Consider the following 882-nt stretch of genomic DNA (forward strand, 5'->3'; position numbering starts at 1 on the left):
GCGTGCCCGGCATTAATTAGCATTATGCAGGTCGATAATTTCGTTATCCGCCAAGGCCTGGGTCTTCTCGCTGTTGCCTTTGGCCGCGTCGTTGCGCCGCGCTTCCAGGTTGGCCAGATAGTCCGGGGTGATATTGCCGGCCAGATACTCGCCATTGAACACCGAGCAATCGAAGGACGCCACATTCGGATTGCCCTCCTGACAGGTTTCCACCAGATCATCCAGATCCTGATAGATCAACCGGTCAGCGCCAATCAGCTCACCGATTTCATCAGTGGTACGGCCGTGGGCGATCAGTTCCTGGGCCACCGGCATATCAATGCCGTAAACGTTCGGGTATTTCACTGCAGGTGCCGCGGAGGCGAAATACACCTTGCGGGCGCCGGCTTCCCGAGCCATCTGGATAATTTCGTTGCAGGTGGTACCGCGCACGATGGAATCATCCACCAGCAATACGTTCTTGCCCTGGAATTCCAGTTCGATGGCGTTGAGTTTCTGGCGCACCGATTTCTTGCGCTGTTGCTGGCCCGGCATAATGAAGGTACGACCGATATACCGGTTCTTGATAAAGCCTTCACGGTATTTCACGCCCAGATGATTGGCCATCTGCAAGGCGGACGTGCGGCTGGTGTCGGGAATGGGAATGACCACATCGATATCGTGGTCCGGCCATTCACGCTCCACTTTCTCGGCCAGTTTTTCGCCCATGCGCAGGCGCGCCTTGTACACGGAGATGCCATCGATAATGGAATCCGGTCGCGCCAGATAAACCTGCTCAAAAATACACGGATGCAGGCTCGGGGATTGTGCACACTGGCGGGTGTGCATCTCCCCATCAGCGGTGATGTAAATCGCTTCGCCGGGGGCCAGATCACGCTCCAC

At 56.5% G+C, this 882-nt stretch carries 1 protein-coding gene; it reads right to left on the reverse strand.

The genetic code is table 11. The features are described from left to right. Window positions 1-12 precede the first annotated feature (12 nt). Window positions 13-882 (reverse strand): amidophosphoribosyltransferase (locus A3754_RS02885; protein ID WP_255363107.1); only part of this gene is annotated, 870 nt, incomplete at its 5' end.

The organism is Alcanivorax sp. HI0083 (genome assembly GCF_001635175.1).